This window comes from Paraprevotella clara YIT 11840, assembly GCF_000233955.1.
Lineage (GTDB): Bacteria > Bacteroidota > Bacteroidia > Bacteroidales > Bacteroidaceae > Paraprevotella > Paraprevotella clara.
Map to the genome: position 1 here is coordinate 102,342 of NZ_JH376597.1, position 16,450 is coordinate 118,791.

General features: G+C 48.7%; 12 protein-coding genes and 1 tRNA gene. 5 read left to right on the top strand and 8 right to left on the bottom strand.

From position 1 onward, the window contains the following. Window positions 1–2,703, bottom strand: coding sequence for a chitobiase/beta-hexosaminidase C-terminal domain-containing protein (locus HMPREF9441_RS06710; protein WP_008619479.1), 2,703 nt, complete (start codon window positions 2,701–2,703; stop codon window positions 1–3). 380 nt (window positions 2,704–3,083) lie between these two features. On the opposite strand from HMPREF9441_RS06710, the gene HMPREF9441_RS06715 reads away from it, so the two are divergent. Together HMPREF9441_RS06715 and HMPREF9441_RS06720 are read left to right on the top strand one after the other, a co-directional pair. Continuing rightward, window positions 3,084–3,173, top strand: a tRNA-Ser gene (locus HMPREF9441_RS06715). Between the two features lie 271 nt (window positions 3,174–3,444). Further along, window positions 3,445–4,086, top strand: coding sequence for a CDP-alcohol phosphatidyltransferase family protein (locus HMPREF9441_RS06720; protein WP_244949657.1), 642 nt, complete (start codon window positions 3,445–3,447; stop codon window positions 4,084–4,086). A gap of 85 nt (window positions 4,087–4,171) precedes the next feature. Here the strand turns inward: HMPREF9441_RS06720 and xpt are convergent, their stop codons facing one another. From xpt to hydE, 4 genes are all read right to left on the bottom strand, one after another. After that, window positions 4,172–4,741 carry a xanthine phosphoribosyltransferase gene (gene xpt, locus HMPREF9441_RS06725; RefSeq protein WP_021981593.1) on the bottom strand — a complete coding sequence of 190 codons (570 nt, stop codon included), beginning with the start codon at window positions 4,739–4,741 and terminating at the stop codon, window positions 4,172–4,174. Between the two features lie 409 nt (window positions 4,742–5,150). Continuing rightward, window positions 5,151–6,350, bottom strand: a complete 1,200-nt coding sequence (gene hydF, locus HMPREF9441_RS06730; protein WP_008619484.1) for a [FeFe] hydrogenase H-cluster maturation GTPase HydF — start codon at window positions 6,348–6,350, stop codon at window positions 5,151–5,153. Window positions 6,351–6,369: 19 nt separating this feature from the next. Next, a complete protein-coding gene (gene hydG, locus HMPREF9441_RS06735; RefSeq protein ID WP_087943192.1) occupies window positions 6,370–7,785 on the bottom strand; it encodes a [FeFe] hydrogenase H-cluster radical SAM maturase HydG in 1,416 nt (471 codons plus the stop codon). A gap of 26 nt (window positions 7,786–7,811) precedes the next feature. Next, on the bottom strand, window positions 7,812–8,900 hold the full coding sequence (gene hydE / locus HMPREF9441_RS06740; protein WP_407946614.1) for a [FeFe] hydrogenase H-cluster radical SAM maturase HydE: 1,089 nt from the start codon (window positions 8,898–8,900) through the stop codon (window positions 7,812–7,814). 79 nt (window positions 8,901–8,979) lie between these two features. Between hydE and HMPREF9441_RS06745 the strand changes: the two genes are divergently transcribed. After that, entirely contained in the window at window positions 8,980–10,422 is a 1,443-nt protein-coding gene (locus HMPREF9441_RS06745; protein ID WP_008619489.1) for a monomeric [FeFe] hydrogenase, read from the top strand. A gap of 23 nt (window positions 10,423–10,445) precedes the next feature. Continuing rightward, on the top strand, window positions 10,446–14,180 hold the full coding sequence (locus HMPREF9441_RS06750; RefSeq protein ID WP_244949658.1) for a T9SS type A sorting domain-containing protein: 3,735 nt from the start codon (window positions 10,446–10,448) through the stop codon (window positions 14,178–14,180). Between the two features lie 73 nt (window positions 14,181–14,253). Here the strand turns inward: HMPREF9441_RS06750 and HMPREF9441_RS06755 are convergent, their stop codons facing one another. After that, window positions 14,254–14,832, bottom strand: coding sequence for an HdeD family acid-resistance protein (locus tag HMPREF9441_RS06755; protein ID WP_008619491.1), 579 nt, complete (start codon window positions 14,830–14,832; stop codon window positions 14,254–14,256). Window positions 14,833–14,980: 148 nt separating this feature from the next. Between HMPREF9441_RS06755 and HMPREF9441_RS06760 the strand changes: the two genes are divergently transcribed. Continuing rightward, complete coding sequence (locus HMPREF9441_RS06760) at window positions 14,981–15,538, top strand: histidine phosphatase family protein (RefSeq protein ID WP_008619493.1); 558 nt, start codon at window positions 14,981–14,983, stop codon at window positions 15,536–15,538. Window positions 15,539–15,542: 4 nt separating this feature from the next. Here the strand turns inward: HMPREF9441_RS06760 and HMPREF9441_RS06765 are convergent, their stop codons facing one another. Continuing rightward, window positions 15,543–16,145, bottom strand: coding sequence for a zeta toxin family protein (locus tag HMPREF9441_RS06765; RefSeq protein ID WP_008619494.1), 603 nt, complete (start codon window positions 16,143–16,145; stop codon window positions 15,543–15,545). Beyond that, complete coding sequence (locus HMPREF9441_RS06770) at window positions 16,132–16,329, bottom strand: hypothetical protein (RefSeq protein WP_008619495.1); 198 nt, start codon at window positions 16,327–16,329, stop codon at window positions 16,132–16,134. The genes HMPREF9441_RS06765 and HMPREF9441_RS06770 overlap by 14 nt, the downstream gene beginning before the upstream one ends. Between the last annotated feature and the right edge of the window lie 121 nt (window positions 16,330–16,450).

Genomic DNA, 16,450 nt, shown 5'->3' on the forward strand with positions numbered 1-16,450 from the left:
CTATTTTACTACTACTTTTTTACCATTCACAATGTAAATGCCCTGCGGCAAGCCTTGAGTGGCCTCTGATTTGTCGACCTGATGGCGAACTTCCACACCGCTAAGTGTGTACACATCTGCCAAACCGCCCTCAACCATTGTTTCGGAGATACCGGTCGCATCTTCAAATGAAATCAGGCGTTGGTTCACACCAACTTCTCCACTGTATTCCGGAACTTCATTCATATCGATATAGGCACGGTTTCCCGAAATCTTACAACTCTTACCGCAAAGCTGCACTTTATTTTGAGCACTAATCAGGTACATGCCTTCAGCCACATCTTGCCCCTCAAAGGAACCGATCAAACCGTTTGCCTCTTCAGCCACAGCCACAGCCTTTCCACTGTATGCAGCTATAAGCTTGTCGGAAGTTGCACTGAATATATAAGGTACTCCAGCCTCAAGGGTAGTCACTTGATTCAAGACTATGGATTGCGGCTCTCCGTCCTTCATGATCTTTCCGGCAATGCTGAAGAACTCTGCACCAGCCATATCTTCTGCGGCCACCGCATAGGGAAGACAGATAGTACCGTAATCGCCGGAAGTCACATTCCTATGGTACCCCTCGGTTATAGGCATTACGACAGGGGCAGGATATTTGGCAGCTATCTCATTCACCAAATATGTTCCAAAGAAATATTTGGTTACATCATCATTGGTTGAAGAATTCAATCCTATGGCTCTTTGTTTATTCTTTTCATCAACACACGTCCACATTTCATCAGAATATTCCCATTTAAAACCATTGGATTGCAACACCAAATCCGTATTACCAGAACCGTGGGCTACAAACATATTATCATTGAAATCTTTAATATATCCAGCACTTTGATCTACTACCCAACCACACAAATCCATTCTATCTGTAATAACTTTCCCATTAAGAATAGTAGCTTCACTCGCATTCAACTTATTTTTTGAGTTACCCGTGGTATTTAACATCGCATAATATATACCATCTTTTTCCGAAACCAAGGCTACAACATCAGGTACAATACCCGGATCTACCACTTTCACGGTACAAGTTGCAGTTGCACCGGTATATTTATCATTTTCGGTTACAGTGGCCGTAATCGTTACCGTCCCGGCCTTGTTACCGGCTTGGACCTCTCCCGTATTCTCGTCCACCGTAGCTATCGTTTTATCCGAAGAAGAATAAACCACCGAAGCCGAAGAATTTGTAGTAGCCTTGACCGTTAAGGACTCGCCCACATTCACAGAATAAGCATCCGAATCAAAAGTCAACGTAGCCTGCGTCTTGCCTGCAGTCTTTACAGCAATATCCTCTTGCAAGATTACATTCAATTGCTTTGTGGAATTATACAAACCGGGATACCCTGTTACATCAACCGTGGCCTGCACATCCGCCGTAATGCTTTCGTCAGCCGCCCTGAGTGCTATCTTTTCGCCGTTTTGCTCGATTTCTCCATTCTTATCGTTAAAGCTTGATGTTACCGTCGCATCTACCACTTTTACACGCATGGATTCATACTGGGCAAAGTTTTGGTTCAATTCAGCCACAGTCACCTCTTGTACCGGAATCTCAACGTCGTTAGTAACCGCAACATTGTCGAACTCCCCTCCGTCTACTTTCAATTCATACAGGCCAAAGTACAATGCCAATTGGGCAGCTACCACACCGTTCAACTTCGTTCCGGCCTTCAATTTATTTGAGCCAAAAACATACAACCCTGCTGTTTCATCTTGAATATAAGCCTTTCGGGAGTCGGCATACGTCACCACAGCATCTGTCAATTTCATTATACAAGGTACACCAGCAGCGGTTGCCCCACCTTTTTCTTTCAATTCAGCCAAAGAAGCAAAAGGTTCCACCTTAGTATAAGTAGCTGTTACCACACTACTGTTATCTAATCCCTCCTTTACAGCAATAGCCTTAACGGCAGTAGTTTCAGTAATGGTGATCCCCGCTTCCGTAAGAACATCAGAATCAACTGTCGGTTCATCACCGTTTGTCGTGTAATGGATGGATGCTCCCTCTGTTGCACAGGTCGCTTTTACAATTAGGCTTTCATCAAATGTTGTTCCGTCTATTGGTTCGAACGTAGGAGTCGCAACCTTATTTGTAGCAACCGCCTTCGTTATTTCGTACGTAGACATTCGTATGGTTTTAGAATTAGAACTTGGCACAGCTACTAACACTATATCTTTTATACTCTGAGGTTGAGCAAATTCGTATGAAATACTTCCTGCAACAGTCGGACCGCTACCTGAAGTTAATGTGTTTTTCAAAACTAATCCGTCTCCCTCATCCACAAGCAGATACATCCTCATTGCATCATTGCTACCAGCCCAATCAAACTGAATGTGACCAACATCACTCAAAGAAGTTCCATTTAATTGTAAGCGCATAGCATAAGCATGGTCCGTGTTTTCCTTAAAAGAAGCATCTTGGTTCTTTATTGCAGCAATAACATCAGCCCATTTATCACTTAAAAGCCCTTTTGCAGCGTTTTTACTATTACATCCCAAATAAAAAACACTCGCATTATATTGGGAAGTACTAACCAACCAGGTATCATTACCTACAACAACTTCCTTATCCGCTGTATAAGAATACGCCGATAATTTTCTGAAATCACCGCTCTTTAAAACTTCTTGTCCCCAAACACTACCGGAGACCAACGCGAGAAGTAGTAATGTCAAAATTACCCCCCCGATTTAACATTTGTAAACCTTTTCATACGCTTAAGTTTTATATGAATAATAAATTGAAAAGTTTTCTCATGTTATGACATGGCAAATATATACAAAAGAAATTAGGCTGCCATATAAAAAACGGATTATTATTCATATTTTCCACATAAAAATTAAACTGTATTACAATAAAATGACACGACATCAAAAATAAGAAGTCTTTCAAACATTCATGGTCTGTTAGAATCAGATTGTTAAATTCAGCCTCCAGAAAGGAAAGAGTCCGGCAAAACTCCATTTCCCAACCCTTATCTCACTATTTCCCCATACTTTTTTGAAACTTTTCGCTCGCGTATCACAAAAAAGTTGTAACTTTGCCCACCGAACAAGGAAAGATGCCGGAGTGGTCGATCGGGCCGCACTCGAAATGCGGTGAACGGGCAACTGTTCCCAGGGTTCGAATCCCTGTCTTTCCGCCAAAACAAAAAACTGCCGACCAAATTCCACCCATATAATTGGGGACTTTTAAAAGGTTTGTAAGGCTCACTAAACAAAACTCCCGACTTCACTATCTCCCCCAACGGAATGGTAAAGTCGGGAAATTCATTTTCCAAGTATCCGGAAGAACTGTATCTTCAGAAGAAAGCATTCACGTGCAGTCCTGACGGCAAAAGACTAAAAGGGAACAAAAGAACACTAAAAATGGGAAACGAATCATCTGAAAGAATTCAAACCTCCATTTTAAACAAGATGGAGAAGAAGTTGCTGATATGGCTGGCACAGAGACAACCGGCATGGATCACATCCGACTTCCTGACTTTCATTGGCGTGATAGGAGCCGTACTTTTCGCCATCGGAGGCATATTGGCCCATATCGACACAAAATTCCTATGGTTGGCTTCATTGGGGTTAGTCATTAATTGGTACGGAGACAGTCTGGACGGTACATTGGCGCGCGTCCGCCACACGCAAAGGCCCGTATACGGCTTTTTCATCGACCACACTTTAGACGCTTTGACCACATGTCTTATCTGTTTGGGACTGGGATTATCCCCCATGATGAGGATGGACGTGGCATTTCTGATTTTGGCCGGATATTTGTGCTTGTCCATCTATACTTACGTCTGCACTATCATTATCAACGAATTCCGGCTGACATACGGCAAACTGGGGCCAACGGAGGTACGATTGCTGCTCATTGCTGTCAACACCTTATATATATACACTCCGTGGTCGGCCATACATTATAATATATATGGCAGGAATTGGGGGCTGTTCGACATCATAGGATGCACTGTGGCCGCCATCCTTTTCATGCTCTACATCAGTCAATTCACAAAGGACAGGCGGGCTCTTGCCTTGAAAGACCCGGCCAAACCTTGGCATCCGTAAATACACCTTACAAACGTAATACCCTCGGAAGTTTCCGGTTGAACTTCCGAGGGTATTACGTTTAAAACCACAAGAGCGTATAACGTTATTCTTTCAAAGTTATGCGGCATCCCTCCAAACTTTCGATTACCGCCAACGATTCCACATGAATGCCTTGTGCACGCAAATAATCACCGCCATGCTGGAAGGCCTTCTCGATGAGGAAACCCATGCCGGCAAGTTCGGCTCCAGACTGACGCACCAAATCCATCACGCCCTTAGCCGCATTGCCATTGGCCAGAAAATCATCTATGAAAAGCACCTTGTCGCCCGGCTGCAAATAATCCTTGCACACGCATACATCGTACGTATTGTTTTTAGTAAACGAAAAGACTTTCGTCACCAGCATGTTTTCCATCGTGCTCGGTTTCTTCTTCTTGGCAAAGACCACCGGAAGTTCCAAGAGGTAGCCCACCATGATGGCCGGAGCTATGCCACTGGCTTCTATCGTCAGTATCTTGTTGATGTCGCGCGACGCGAAACGGCGCACGAACTCCACGGCCATGGACTTCATCAGTATGGGATCCATCTGATGGTTGATGAAATTGTCCACTTTCAGTATTCCTCCCTCGAAACATTTTCCATCGCGCAAAATGCGCTCCTTGAGTTGTTGCATATCTTTTTCCTCTTTATATCCCGTCTGAGTGTTTTCCTTTCCGGCATGGCCGAAATGTGGGGCAAAGATAACACAAAAAAAGTAAACAACACGGCTTCTGCAACAGAAAATAAGAGGACGAGCAACGTCCTGCATCGGAAAATAAGGTCATCCTACACGCCACATAGGGAAGGTTCCCGGAAACACTTCCCTTCATTCAGGCCGAAAACCACTGTTCTTTCCTAAAAGCATTCAACCAATTCAAAATCAATCCACTAAACCATCATCCCGGACCTTCAGGAAAGCCCCTAAAATTTGTGCGCCAAACGAAAAATCAATCTCAGCCGAACGAAAAATCAATCTCAGGAGATTGAAAACACTCTTTAAGCCGAGCAATCTGAAGACCTCCACGGACCGGTTTCCAATCCCCCTATTCCGGCACCGCCACCTTGTCCAAGATACCGGTCAAAGCCGCTATGGCTACTCCATAATTGGTCACAGGCACACCGCAGGCACGTGCCCGCCTCAAGCGGTTCAGCACATGGCGGCGCGTAAACATGCACGCCCCACAATGGATGACCAAATCGTAAGCGGACAAGTCTTCGGGAAAGTCATTACCAGACACAATGTCGATGTGCAAAGCCTCGCCGAACTTACAGCGCAACAAACGAGGAAGCTTCACGCGTCCAATATCTTCATGTTGCGGCACGTGGGTACAAGCCTCCGCTATCAGCACGCGGGCATCGGGACGCAAAGCGCACAACGCCTCCGCCCCTTGCAGGAATTGCCGGATGTCCCCCTTCTGGCGGGCAAACAAAACGGAAAAAGAAGTCAGCCGCGTTTGCGGCGGGCAAAGGGCCTCCACCGTAGGAAATACTTGCGAGTCCGTGATAATCAGGGACGGGGGCGACGACAAGACGGACAACGTGGCCGACAAACGGTCGGCCGTACAGCACAAAGCCGTACAACGTTTGTCCAACAAGTTGCGCAAGGTCTGCACCTGTGGCAGGATTAACCGTCCCTTGGGTGCCTGGATGTCTTGCGGCATGACCAACACTACGGTATCGCCCTCGCCCGCCAAGTTTCCCGTCAAATCCTCCACCTCATCCGTACGGCGATACACCTCGGCCATCGCAGACAGCAAACGGTCACGGCCTTCGCCCGTACGCGCCGAAACCGATACCACCTCCGTCGCCCCCAACGTCATGCACCAAGCATCGGCATGGCTTCCGCCATCTTCGTCCACCTTATTATATATATACAGAACGGGAATGTCGTCCGCCCGGAAACGTTCCGCCCAAGCCTTTTCCTTCTCAGCCCCGTCCGGCAAACCCGACACGATGATCAAAGCCAAATCCACCCTGCGGGCAGCATTGACGGTCTGCCTCACACGCAGTCCGCCCAATTCCCCTTCGTCGTCATAACCGGCCGTGTCGACCAAAACGGAAGCCCCGACACCCGGCAATTCAATGTTCTTCAATACCACATCCGTCGTCGTGCCCGGCACATCGGACACTACGGCAACCTGCTGCCCCGTCAGCATATTCACCAACGAAGACTTGCCGCTGTTGCGGCGACCGAACAATCCGATATGGAAACGGTTGGCGCGTGGAGTTTCTTCTTTCATCATAACGTATCTTACCTACACTTTAAAAACGGAAATCACGTCCGCCATCCTCTATGGCTTTCAAATAGCAGCGAGCGTTCTCCCGAACCCGTCCGCCGGGCACGGTTTCCAACAAACGGGCAATCATGGCCTCTCCTTTCGCACGGGTGGCAGGCGACGCATAATCATTCAAATACTCTTTCAGGGTCAGCAAGGCATTGGGCAGGCAACAGTTGGCAATCTGTCCCTTCTTCACCAACGACATGAAACGGTCGCCCGTACGCCCCTCACGGTAGCAGGCCGTGCAAAAACTGGGCAGGTAGCCCAAATCGAGCAGCCATCCCACCACCTCGTCCAACGAACGGCGGTCGGACACGTCGAACTGGGCGGAGTTCTCCTCCGTCTCTTCTTGCACATATCCTCCCACGCTGGTACGGGAACCGCCGCTCAACTGCGACACGCCCAATTCCAATACCTTCTCCCGACTGGCAGGCGTCTCTCGCGTGGACACGATCATTCCCGTATAAGGCACGGCAATACGGAGCACCGCCACAATCTTATGGAAAATCTCGTCCGGCACACAGTTCTTGAAATCCGCCGTGTCTATGTCGTCGGCCGGACACAGGCGTGGCACGCTGATGGTGTGCGGCCCGACCCCGAAACGGGCCTCCAGATGCTCGGCATGCATCAGCAAACCGATGAAGTCGTAACGATAAGTCTCCAACCCGAACAACACGCCGATACCCACATCGTCGATACCGCCCGTCATGGCACGGTCCATGGCCTCGGTGTGGTAGGCATAGTCGCTCTTCGGTCCCGTAGGATGAAGTAACTCATAATTCGTCCGGTTATACGTCTCCTGAAAAAGAATATACGTACCGATGCCCGCGTCTTTCAAGCGGCGGTAGTTCTCCACCGTCGTGGCGGCAATGTTCACATTCACGCGCCGGATGGCCCCGTTCTTATGCTTGATGCCGTAAATCGTACGGATGCTCTCCAACACATATTCGATAGGGTTGTTACGCGGGTCCTCGCCGGTCTCCAAAGCCAACCGCTTGTGTCCCATGTCCTGCAAGGCGATGACTTCCCTGCGGATTTCTTCCTGCGTCAGCTTACGGCGGCGTATCGTCTTGTTCTTGGCATGGTACGGGCAATACACACAACCGTTCACACAATAATTGGAAAGGTACAACGGGGCGAACATCACGATGCGGTTGCCATAAAAACGCTGCTTGATGTCGCGTGCCAAGGCAAACATCTCTTCCGTCAGGTCCTGCTGCCCGGAAGCCAACAGCACGGCCGCCTCGCGATGGGTAAGCCCTTTGCAAAGGCGTGCTTTCTCCAATATGGACACGATGAGCGGACGGTCGTCCTTATGCGCCTCGGCGTATGCCATTGTCTCACGTATCTCCGCGTCGGAGATAAACTCTTCGGCGCGTTCCGATTTCACATCATACATTATCTTCATATCTAATCGTTCTACAGCTACTTTCCTCCCCCATGTCCCAGACTGTCTCCGCGACCGTATGAGATGTGGTAGCCTATTTTTTTCAAATCCTGCTCCAGACGGTGCAACCCTTCGGCTGCCTCGCTCCCTCCGGACGCTTTATGGTCGTAAATACTGTATTGCCCCCTCACGGTCAAAGGGGATAAGTTAGGCATCACCACGTTTGCCCCCGCCAAGATACCGGCCTCACGCCCGTGTGCGTCTAACGTAGCCAAAGCCGTGGTGGCCGGAATCAATGCCTCCGGAAAACGCAGCCTCATCAATGCAATCAAGCGGAGCGTCAAAGACACCGACCCGGCCGGATGACGGGCAAAAGGCGTATGGGCAGCCGGAACGAAAGGACCCATGCCTATCATTTCCGGTTCCAATTCTTCCAAAAAAGCAATGTCGTCCAACAAGCAATCCCATGTCTGACCGGGCGACCCCACCATCATGCCGGCTCCAGTCTGATACCCCAAAGCTTTCAGCGTCCGCAAGCATTCCCGACGCCGTGCACCGTCCATCTCACGTGGATGCAAAAGGGCATAATGCGCCTCATTCCGTGTTTCGTGGCGAAGCAGGTAACGATCCGCCCCTGCATCACGCCACCGGCGGTACACCTCCCCGTCTCGTTCCCCCACAGACAGCGTGATGGCATGTCCGGGGAACTCCGCGCGGAGCTTGCCCACCAATTCTTCAATCCAATCCTCATCTTGTTCCCCGTCTTCTCCGCCCTGCAAGACAAAAGTCCCGAAGCCGAGCCGTGCCCCCTCCCGGCAACAATCGAGTATTTGCTCCTGAGACAAACGGTAGCGCGAGGCGAAACGGTTGGAACGGCGAAGCCCGCAATAATAACAGTTGTTGCGACACCACGAAGAGATTTCAACGAGTCCGCGAATGAATATCCCGTTCCCGAAACGCTTCCGGGCAGCCTCTGCCGCAAGGGCACGAAGAGACTCATCCTGCCCGTCGTCCAAACCGGCAAGTAACAATCTCCAACCTTCCCTACCGGGACTTTTTCCAGCCAAAAGTACATCCAACAGGGTAGAAAAACCGCTTTCTGAAATATTATTGAAACATTCTGTCATAAAATTAACACAAAGATACAAAAGATTGCCTTTTTTTTCGTAGATTTGTCCAATAATCAAAACTAAATAATCCTAAACGATGGCATATAACAACAACATCATGTTCATCCGCTACCAATTATTGGCGCGTTTGGTGAAAATGTGGAAAGAAAACGAGTTATTAGAAAAAGTAGACCGGCTGCCTGTGGAACTGCATCCACGCAAGCAAAAACCGTTGGGACGCTGCTGCGTGTATAAAGAACGTGCAGTGACAAAATACAAGACCATGGCCATGATGGGCTTCGACATGACGGATGAAACCGACGAAACCGAACGTCTGTCTACCTACGCCGCCCGCATGATGGAACGAAAAGAAATCGATTCGGAGAAAAGTATCCTCAGCGTAATGGACGAAGCGTGCTCTTCGTGCGTGAAAATCAACTACGAGGTGACGAACCTGTGCCGTGGCTGTGCCGCGCGGCCTTGCTACAACAACTGTCCGAAAGATGCCATTCACTACGACAGCGAAGGAAAAGCCTACATCGACCACGAAAAATGTATCAGTTGCGGCCGGTGCCATCAGGTATGCCCTTACCACGCTATCGTGTACATTCCTGTGCCGTGCGAAGAGGCTTGTCCCGTGAAAGCCATTTCCAAAGACGAATACGGCGTAGAGCATATCGACCCGGAAAAATGTATCTATTGCGGCAAATGCCTGAACGCTTGTCCGTTCGGTGCCATATTCGACCAATGTGCCGTATTCGATGTGCTGAACCGCATCAAGGAAGGACGACAAGTAGTGGCTATGGTGGCCCCCTCCGTGTTGGCCCAATTCAAACAGCCTGTAGAGAAAGTATTCGGTGCATTGAAAGCCATCGGTTTCAGCGACGTACTCGAAGTGGCATACGGCGCCGAAGAAACCATACGGCGGGAAGCGGAAGAATTCAAAGAGAAATTGGAAAGCGGAGCTGCGTTCATGACCACCAGTTGCTGCTCGGCTTACGTACAGTTGGCGCGGAAGCACATCCCCGAAATCATGCCTTACGTGTCTTCTACGGGTTCTCCCATGTACTACGTAGCGGAATATGCCCGCAAAAAACATCCGGAAGCCCTGACGGTGTTCATCGCCCCCTGCGCCTCCAAAAAGGCGGAAGGACGCGAGAATCCCAACGTAGACTTCGTATGGACGTTCCGTGAACTGGATGCCGTCATTGAAGGTATGGAAATAGACATGGCGGCATGTGAGGACTTTACGCCCGAAGAACATGCCGGACATGACGCACACGGCTTTGCCAAGACCGGCGGTGTATTCACGGCCGTAAAAAACATGGTAGGCGACCCGGAACTGCAAGGTACACTGATAGCTGACCTGAACAAGAAAAACATTGCCGCGCTGAAAGCGTACGCCAAAACGGGCAAATGCCCCACGCGCATGATTGAGGTGATGGCTTGCCCGGGCGGTTGCATCAGCGGTCCGTGCGCCTGCAACGAGGGTATGGCCGCCATCCGGCAGTTTGACGCGGAACTGAAGAAAAAGGAATAGTATTTACTTCAAAAATAAAAACCATGAAAAAATTATGGACGCTGTGTACCTGCTGTTTGTCTGTCGGCATGATGTGGGCACAAACCGGAAACTGGACGGACGAAGGCAATTACGACACATCATGGTGGGACGGTAACAATAGCCAGGAATACCACATTTCCACAGTGCAACAGTTGGCAGGGTTGGCCTATTTGTCCCAACAAGGCACCACGTTCCTGCAAAGCAGAATCGTGTTGGACAACGATTTGGACATGGGGGCGCATTATTGGACACCCGTCAAAAAATTCGGTGGATTTTTCGATGGTAACGGGCATACCTTATCCGGAGTACAGGTACAAGCCGGTGTGGGGAATTCCGGATTTATCGCCACTTTACAAGGCTATTATGGCAATCCCGAATATGGAGTGGTGTATGACCTGATTTTGGACGAGACATGTAAAATCACTTCCTCTAACCAACTTCCAGATGCCACAGTGGGCGGCATCGTAGGCGAAGCCATGGCGTACACGACTATAGCCGCCTGCCGTTTCGCCGGGAGCATCACCTTTGAAAAATACCGTGGCGAACTCACCGTGGGGGGCATTGCAGGCAGCACCGACGGCACCGTGAACGGTTGCCTGAACGAAGGAGGAATCACAGTGGAAGTCACCGAAAGCGGCAGCGTGTCTGGCGGAGGCATCACGGGCGACTGCAACGGAAAGAACATACGCATCACCGGATGCGTAAACCGGGGCAAACTGTCGGGCAACAGCTCGTCTTACAAGACGGAAGGCATCAGTCTGGCGGGCATTGTGGGTACGAACTTTTCCGGTTCCACCATCAACAACTGCCTGAACGAAGGAGAGATAAACATACGGTTCAGTTCGTCACAAACGGTATACAGCCCGTTCTCGGCTGCCGGCATTACCACCAGTAATTACGGCCTCGTCATCAACAGCGGCAATACAGGACGCATTGCCGTACAAAGCGACATGAAAGCCACCGTAGGCGGCATCAGTTCTCACAATTCAGGAAGTATTGTAAACAGCTACAACATCGGTGCCATCGCATGCAACGGCCGGAAAGGACAAACGTTCTACAATAACGGAGGCGGTATCACCGGCGTATTCCAATACAGTACAATAGGTATCACGCCCTTGATTTACGGATGTTACAATTCGGGGACGGTAAGTTCCACCGGATCGGAAGAACAGATAGGTAGCATCGCAGGGGATGCCAGTTACCTGATAGACAAATACAACGTACCGACCCGCATTCGGAATACTTATTACAGCACGGAAACGGGAAAGTCCATCGGCAATGACTATTACCAACAGTCACAGTACATCTTAGGCGTATTCGACATGAAAGGCAAGGATTTCCGGCAGGACTTAAACGAGGCTGCCCAAGCCTATAACGACACGGCCACTGCGGACAAAGGCCACGCCTGGACGGGGGACAACTACACCCTTCCACATTTCCGCACGGCGGATGTCTTTTCTACCGGAACGAACTATTACACCGCGCATCTGGAGCGAATCACCCCGAATCCGGACAACGTTCCAAGCAACATGGTATTGAAATACAAGAAAACCACAGAAACGGACTACACGGAAATTCCATGGAGCGGCACGGAAACAGACATTGAAGTATCTCCTGACACGGAATACGAATACTTGTTGGCATGGGAAGAAAACGGTATGGAAAACCTCATGCCGTCCAAAAAGTTCAAGACCGGTAACTTATTCGAGGAACTGAGCGCACAACCCACACGTACTACAGCCGACCTGCTTGCCCTCATCAAGGGTGAACCGGCAAAAGTAAAGAAAGTGAGCTTCGAGGTGGGCATCGGCCATCCGCTGGAAGAAGGATACAAGATTATAGCTGTTGTGGACGGCAGCCCCATGGACGAAACAGGATTCGTACGCGCTACCGTAACGGGACTGCAAGGCAACACGTCCTATTGCATGCGAGCTATCGTGAAAACCGAACACGAGACCATTTACAGCAGCACACGGTTCTTCACCACTAAAAACACGGGAGTACTCTGCCATACCATAGAACTTAACGCCACGCAAACCCGCATAACCGCCTTGCATACATTGGACACGGACAAAATAGAAGGTACGCTAAAGGAAAGCGGCTGCTACTACGTGCCTCTCGACACATTAGAGAAACACAACTGGGCATGGAACGACATGACTCTATGGACGAAAGTGAAAGGAGATCCTTCTACCCATGGAATTGACAAAAATGTATTCAAGACTACCATCTCCGGACTGATAGAGGGCACGAAATACTCCATCAGGCATTACGCCATCGTAAACATCCCAAATGAAGGCGACATTGAGGAAACGTTCTACAACAACCTCGGGGATTATTATCCTACCCTTCCCGTCGCGGTTTCCTGGGCTTTGAAAGAAGCCACACAGACTACGGCGACCCTCGTTTGCCGTTTCGACACGGGAGATGCCACTGTGATAGAAAAAGGATTGGATTTGAACGGGGAGCACTATGTGCTCAACGGGAAAGACTCTCTCGTAACACTGACGGGACTATATCCCGGCGGATACTATTCCCCGACAGCTTACGTGAAAACTCCGCACGGGACTTATACCAGTGGATGGAACTCGTTCTCCACCCTTCAGGTCACCGTCGGCGGCAATGTCGTGGAAGCCTTGCAAACCTCTGCACTGGTCACGGTGTCGTCCGACTTGGCCGAACCCTCCGCCATTACCGCTTCGGGCGTAGAATGGAAAGTGGGAAACGAAACGTTCCGGAAAGAAGGTACCTCCTGCCGGTTGACAGACCTGCCGACTCACGCCACTGTATCTTACCGTACCTTTATCCAAATCGGTACGAACAGTACTTATTCCGAATGGAACACGTTTACGACACAACCTATCAGCGCCACCATAGAAGCTGCCGATGCATGCTCACACACTTCGGCCACATTACATGCCCTCACGGCGTGTGACACTTACAGCGACGCACAATTCGGTTTCGAGTGGCGGAAATATGACGCACCGGATTTGGTTCCGTCGAACACCGTGCTCGCACAACCTCCCGTAGACGGCAAACTGGCTTTCAGCCTGCGCAGCCTAACGCCAAGTACTTACTATAAATACCGCGCTTTTGTGAAATACCAAGAAAAAGAGTATTTCAGCGAATGGATAGGATTCGGGACAGCCGATGCTTTCGTACTCTTCCCGCCCACCGTGCAAACCATCACCATCACATCGCCGGACGGTACGTCCGTCACATTGATGGGCTACATCATCAGCGGTTCGGAAGAAATCCTGCAAAAGGGATTTGAATACTGGACAGAGGATATTGCCAGAAGCTACGCCGACAAGCAAACGGTTATCGTGGACGGCGAGAAAATGAAAGCAGAGCTGCATGACTTGAAACCTTACACCACATATAAATACAGGAGTTTCGCTAAAACCGCGTCCGGAACGACCTACGGAGAAGAACAAACGTTCACTACTGGTGGGGCAAGCAGCATCGCCGCAAGTGAAGCCGGAAAATTCTCCGTGCACCTGACACCCAACCCTGTCAGGGAGAGTGCCACATTGGTCGTCGACCACACGCAAGACGGAACTGTGGTTTACCGGATTTATTCTTTAAGAGGCAACCTCATAAAGCATGAAGAAATCGCAGCCCAAAACGGGAAAACCGAAATTCCGGTTTACGCACACGACTATCCCCCTGGTACTTACTTGATACAAGTAATCTACAAGGATTATAAGGAAACCATAAAAATGCTCGTAAAATAAAAGACATTCGCAACAATAAGAAAGGGAACGACCAAAATGCTGTCGTTCCCTCTTTATTGTTGTGAAATTACCCTCAAATTTCTTCATCTTCTCTTTCAATCAATACTTGTTCCTTTTGCTGTTGCATCCGGCTATATTTACGCCAACGCACGCCGTTAATCAATTCCGACACACCATAAAGCATGAAACTCACTCCCAATAGAATGAACGGGACGGAAGCGGATTCCAACGGATTGAAAAGCACAAATACGCCTAAAGCCGTAATCAATAATGTGAAAAACAGAACATACCAACGGAAAGGTATCAAACGACGCAAGCGAAACATATTCCACAACTGATTGATGCCGGCCACCACCATCAGAAAACCGAAAATATACATCAGATAAGTAATGAACAGCCCCGGGAAAAAACCAAGAAATACTCCAAACAGCAAACTGCCCAACCCCACCATAGGAAATACGGGCTTGACCGGTACTTTATCCGAATAACTGATAATGAAATAATTAATGAGCGAGACTAATCCGGAAATCAGAAACAATCCACCGATTACCTGCACCAACAATCCGGTCATCCTCTCTGGATTGGATACTAACAAAAGGCCGATAAGCAAAGCGCATACGGCACGAAAAATATAACTGTTCACTATCTTCATAAGTGTAAATGTTTAATGTTTATACACAGCTAAGGTACGATATTATCATTGAAAAAACGAAAGAAACCCTGAAAAATCGGCAAAAAAGCCGATTAAACGGATTTATTTTACTTACTTTACCTCTTATTACACGACAATCTTATCTTTTATGACAGAACTTTATCTGGTGAGACACGGACAAACGGAAGAAAATGCAGCCCACATCCTGCAAGGACACATGCCGGGACATTTGTCGCGCGAAGGAATCGCACAAGCACAAGCCCTACGGGATGAATTGAAAAATATCCGTTTCGATGCTTTATTGTGCAGCGACTTGAAACGCTGTATGGACACCGCTATGATACTGAATGAACCGCACGGCCTGCCTCTTGAATCCACACCTCTCCTTCGCGAACGGGATTGGGGGCCGTTTACGGGTATGGATATCCTGAAGGCACGTACAAAGATAGACCACCGGGCCGAACCCGTAGAATCTATGTTTCGCCGGGCGGAAACATTCCTGCTCGATACAGTGTCCCGTTACAAAGATAAACGTGTATTAGCAGTAAGTCACGGACTTTTCTGTCGTGTCATCCAAGCAGCCTGTTCGGGTAAGACCATTCGCGACATTCCACGTATGGACAATGCGGAGGTGCGCCGCCTCATCCTCACACCGCCGTTCTCCTTCTCCTGCCAGCGAGAAGAAACCGGTGCCACGGCCAACTAAAGTTTTATTCGTCTACACTAGAAATAATTCGTGCCCAAAAGGGAATATCCGTTACGTACTTCTTAAAAAGCAGGCCATCTTTCATCCTATACAAAAGCCTTGCTTCTACCCCATCCATAGAATTGTCATACACGTAAGTACGATCCACAAAAGAAGAAACTATACGACAATTAGAAATAGATTTCTGATATCGCGAAATAATCTTAGAGATAGGAACATCATGCCCACCCTCCATAACTCTAGCTGCTATACGGGACGCATTTATCTTAGGCGAACTTGTAGAAATAAAAAAGACACGAACAAAAAAACCGGCATCTTTTGCCCGGCGAATAAAATCAACCTTATCAGGGGCAGACATCACAGTCTCAAAAATCATACTTTTGCGCTCTGCTAAAAGCCTTTCCCGTAAACGTGCAGCGTATAACGCAGCTTTATAAACAGCATCCATGGAATTCCACCCACCGAATCGCTCTTCGGCTATATTGTCCGGGTTGATATAATAACTGTCTTCCATCCATTCATGATGTAAGACCTTCGCGGTAATAGTTGTTTTACCGGAACCATTGGGTCCGGCTACAACAATCAATAGCGGTTTACGTTCTCCCATAACGAGTTTTATATTCAGCCATATACTGACGCGCCATATTTTCCAACTCTGCTTCAAACTTAACATCAGCTTCCCGTGCCCGTTCTACAGCATCCGAACAGGCTTCTCGCATTAACTGAGCAAGCTGGGCATCAGTCGGCTCTTTACCGCTAAAGAAGCTGTAATTCATATCCACCTTTTCCATACCGTCCTTCTTTTAAAACCACATCTATCAAACTTTACGGACAAATATAGTTCATTTTACTCAAGCTACAAAACAAAATCTTTGTTTTTCAATGGCATAATACAAGGATGGAATGTCCTGT